Source organism: Halomonas sp. BM-2019 (assembly GCF_017584085.1).
Window position 1 is genome coordinate 1,408,059 of sequence record NZ_CP071922.1, and the last position, 3,865, is coordinate 1,411,923.

General features: G+C 69.1%; 3 protein-coding genes. 2 read left to right on the forward strand and 1 reads right to left on the reverse strand.

Annotated features, from left to right (window positions below):
- Positions 1 to 329: 329 nt before the first annotated feature.
- Positions 330 to 1,349 carry a substrate-binding domain-containing protein gene (locus tag J5F18_RS07090; RefSeq protein WP_346301574.1) on the forward strand — a complete coding sequence of 340 codons (1,020 nt, stop codon included), beginning with the start codon at positions 330 to 332 and terminating at the stop codon, positions 1,347 to 1,349.
- Positions 1,350 to 1,420: 71 nt separating this feature from the next.
- On the opposite strand, the gene J5F18_RS07095 is transcribed toward J5F18_RS07090, so the two are convergent.
- Positions 1,421 to 1,870, reverse strand: coding sequence for a YaiI/YqxD family protein (locus tag J5F18_RS07095; protein WP_346301575.1), 450 nt, complete (start codon positions 1,868 to 1,870; stop codon positions 1,421 to 1,423).
- Positions 1,871 to 2,314: 444 nt separating this feature from the next.
- Here J5F18_RS07095 and J5F18_RS07100 point away from each other — a divergent pair.
- A partial coding sequence (locus tag J5F18_RS07100) for a DEAD/DEAH box helicase (protein WP_346301576.1) occupies positions 2,315 to 3,865 on the forward strand: 1,551 nt, incomplete at its 3' end.

The window sequence follows — 3,865 nt, forward strand, 5'->3', positions numbered from 1 at the left end:
ATGGCTGGCTCCTTATTCTGGTGAGGGGGATCGGACGTGTCCCAACAGGGCACTCTCACTCGCTCACCGCCCAGCGGTCGAAGTCGTACTGGGCCAGGAAGAGCGCCGCTCCCTTGATGGTCTGCATCGTGAATCTCGTGGGTCTGGTCGTCCGGGCCGGACCTAGTCCCGCCCGCGCATGTCGCCTGTGATGTAATGGATTACATTGCAGCAGAGGGCATCGCGCGGGGTCAAGGGCCACGATCGTCGGCCGATTCCCGGGGCGTTACCTCCATCAGGACAACCGCGATATGCTACGAGCCAAGGTATCCGGCAGGCGAAACTACTCCATGCCCACCATCAAGGACGTCGCCAGGGCCGCGGGCTGCTCCACGGCGACGGTGTCCCGTGCCCTGGCCAGCCCCGAGAAGGTCAGCGAGGCGACCCGCGAGCGCGTGACCCGGGCCATCGCCGAGGTCGGCTACGCCCCCAACGTGGCGGCACGCAACCTGCGGCGTGCCGAGTCGAAGACCATCGTCGCCCTGCTGCCCGACATCTCCAACCCCTTCTTCTCCGAGATCATCAACGGCATGGAGGAGGAGGCCCACAGGGCGGGCTACCTGGTGCTGATCGGCGACTGCGAGCACGACCCGGCGCGGGCGGAGGCCTACTTCGGCCTGCTGTCGACCAACCAGGCCGACGGCATCCTGCTGTTGACCGCCGAGGTGCCCAGGGCCCTGGTCCGGCAGGCCGATGGCCGGACGGACTTCCCGCTGGTGATGGCCTGTGAGTTCTTCGCCGATCTCGACCTGCCCACCATCGCCATCGACAATCACCAGGCCGCCTGTCATGCCATCGACTACCTGGCCTCGCTGGGGCATCGGCGCATCGCCACGCTCAGCGGCCCTGCCGCCAACCCCATCTGCGTCGAACGGGTGCGGGGCTATCGCGACACCCTCACTGTCCATGGCCTGTCCGGCGAGGCGCGCATCCTGGAGGGGGACTTCGGCTTCCGCTCCGGCTACCAGCAGGGCCTGGCCCTGCTCGAGTCGCCCGTGACGCGCCCCACGGCGATCTTCTGCCACAGCGACGAGATGGCCATCGGCGTGCTCAAGGCGGCGCGTCAACTCGGCATCGCGGTGCCCGAGCGGCTCTCGGTGGTGGGCTTCGACAACATCGGCTTGAGCGAGTACTGCGAGCCGGAGCTGACCACCATCAGCCAGCCGCGCAACGAGATCGGACGAGAGGCGATGCGCCTGCTGCTGAGCCTGTTGCGCGGCGAATCGGCGGTGAGGCGCCAGACGCTGAGCACCCAGCTGATCGTGCGCCAGAGTACCGGGCGGCCGGCTGCCGAACACTCGGGTGGTTGAGGCAGGCCTGCCGCCGGAACCGCTGCGATTGCATGCCGCAAGGGAGGGCTCCCTGGGCAGAGTGTCGTCATTCAGCGCTGTTTCGCCAACCAGCGATCCAGCGCATTGGCGAACTCGCGGCGGTCGGCGTCGGCGTAGCCCTTGGGCCCGCCGGTATGCTCGCCGCTGGCGCGCATCGTCTCCATGAAGTCCCTCATCTGCACCCGGGCGCGGATATTGTTCTCATTCAATGCCTCGCCGCGGGTGGTCATCACCTTCGCCCCGCGTTCGATGGCGGCCAGGGCCAGCGGCAGGTCCGAGGTGATCAGGAGATCCCCCGCCTGGAGGCGCTCGACGATCTCGTTGTCCGCGGCATCGAAGCCGTGGCTGACCGCGAGTGCCTTCACCCACTTCGACCGGGGCAGCGGCACCGCATGGTTGGCCACGAACCAGGCCGGGGTGGCGGTGCGTTCGGCGGCGCGCACGATGATCTCGCGCGCCACCTTGGGGCAGGCGTCGGCGTCGACCCAGAGCGTCGGCATGGGGAGTCTCCCGGGGCATAATTGAGGGGCCGGGCCGGCGAAAGGGCTGGCCAGGCGCAGGACGCGATGGTAGCATGCGCCTTCCTCGCATGTGCTGACCCCACCATCATGTACGACGCCATCGCTTCCGGTTACCGGCCGAGCACAGGATGCGCGCCGCAACGCCAGGCACCAGTGACACGACGCTGGGCCCCACGCGTTCGAATTGTGTAGATGGAGCGCCACCGAGATCCCGCCAAATGGGCGAGATCGGCGCAGACGGTCGCCACAGGGATCCTGGTCGCCATCTCAGATGGCAGGGATCCGATGCCAGGTGCGACCGGCGTCCCCGACTCCGATGTCCCGTGCTGCCCCCCCAAGGGCCTAGCGCGCCTGACCGTATTGCACGCGTCAGGGACGCCACTGAATTTCTGCCGGCAAGGCCGGCCTACCAAGGTGTGATTGATGACCCCGACTTCTGTCGCCTCGCCGAGCTTCGGCGACCTCGCTCTGCTGCCCGCCGTTCTGTCTGCCGTCGAGACCCTGGGCTACGAGACTCCCTCTCCGATCCAGATCCAGACCATTCCGGCCCTGCTGGAAGGGCGTGACATGCTGGGCCAGGCCCAGACCGGCACCGGCAAGACCGCCGCCTTCGCCCTGCCGCTGCTCTCCCGTCTCGAGCTGACCCGTCGCGAGCCCCAGGTGCTGGTGCTGGCGCCGACCCGCGAGCTGGCCCAGCAGGTGGCCGTCTCCTTCAGCAAGTACGGCCAGAACCTCCAGGGCCTGGAAGTCGCCACCCTGTGCGGCGGCCAGGAGTATCGCGAGCAGCTGGGCGCCCTGAAGCGCGGCGCCCAGGTGGTGGTGGGCACCCCGGGCCGGGTCATCGATCACCTGGATCGCGGCAGCCTCAAGCTCGACGGGCTCTCAGCCCTGGTGCTGGACGAGGCCGACGAGATGCTGCGCATGGGCTTCATCGATGACGTCAAGCGCGTCGTCGCCGACACCCCCAAGGAGGCCCAGCGGGTGTTCTTCTCGGCCACCCTGCCGAGCGAGATCGAGCGCATCGTCAACCGCTACCTGGTCGACCCGGTGAAGGTGGCCATCGAGTCACGCACCACCACCGGCGAGAACATCGAGCAGCGCCTGGTGCGCGTCGACGGCGGTGCCAAGCTGGAGGCGCTGTCGCGCATTCTCGAGGTCGAGCCGGTGGACGCCGCCATCGTCTTCGTGCGCACCCGGGCCGCCTGCACCACCCTGATGGAGCAGCTCTCCGCCCGCGGTGTCAACGTGGCAAGCCTCTCCGGCGACCTGGACCAGAGCCTGCGCGAGCGCACCATCCAGCGCCTCAAGCGCGGCAAGGTCGACGTGCTGATCGCCACCGACGTGGCCGCCCGCGGCCTCGACGTGCCGCGCATCACCCATGTCTTCAACTACGACCTGCCCCAGGACTCCGAGGCCTACACCCACCGCATCGGCCGCACCGGCCGCGCCGGGCGTACCGGGGTCTCCATCACCTTCGTGGGCTTCCGCGAAGGCCGCAAGGTGGGCTGGATCGAGCAGGCCACCGGCCAGAAGATGAGCGAGATGGAGGTGCCCGATGAAGCCGCCATCCGCGCCCACCGCGACGAGGTCTTCCACCAGAAGGTGATCGCCGCCCTGACCGCCGGCGCCGAGGAGCAGCGCGCCCTGGTGGAGCGCCTGGTCGAGGAGGGCCACGACCCCATCGAGCTGGCCTGCGCCTTCGCCCGCCTGGCCCGTGCCGACGAGGCCCCCATCGGCCGCCTGCAGGCGCCGCGCAAGGAGCGCGCGCCCCGCGACGGCAAGCCGATGCGCCGCGAGGGTGGCCCCCGCGATCGCGGTCCCCGCGAGGGCATGACCCGCTACCGCGTCTCCGTGGGCCACAAGGACGGCGTCAAGCCCGGCCAGCTGGTCGGGGCGCTCGCCAACGAGGGCGGCATCGAAGGCTCGCGCATTGGCCGCATCGATATCCGCCCCTCCTTCTCCGTGGTGGAGCTG

Coding starts and splice junctions, on each gene's coding strand:
- J5F18_RS07090 (WP_346301574.1), top strand. CDS start 330: ATGCCCACCATCAAGGACGTCGCCAGGGCCGCGGGCTGCTCCACGGCG.
- J5F18_RS07095 (WP_346301575.1), bottom strand. CDS start 1,870: ATGCCGACGCTCTGGGTCGACGCCGACGCCTGCCCCAAGGTGGCGCGC.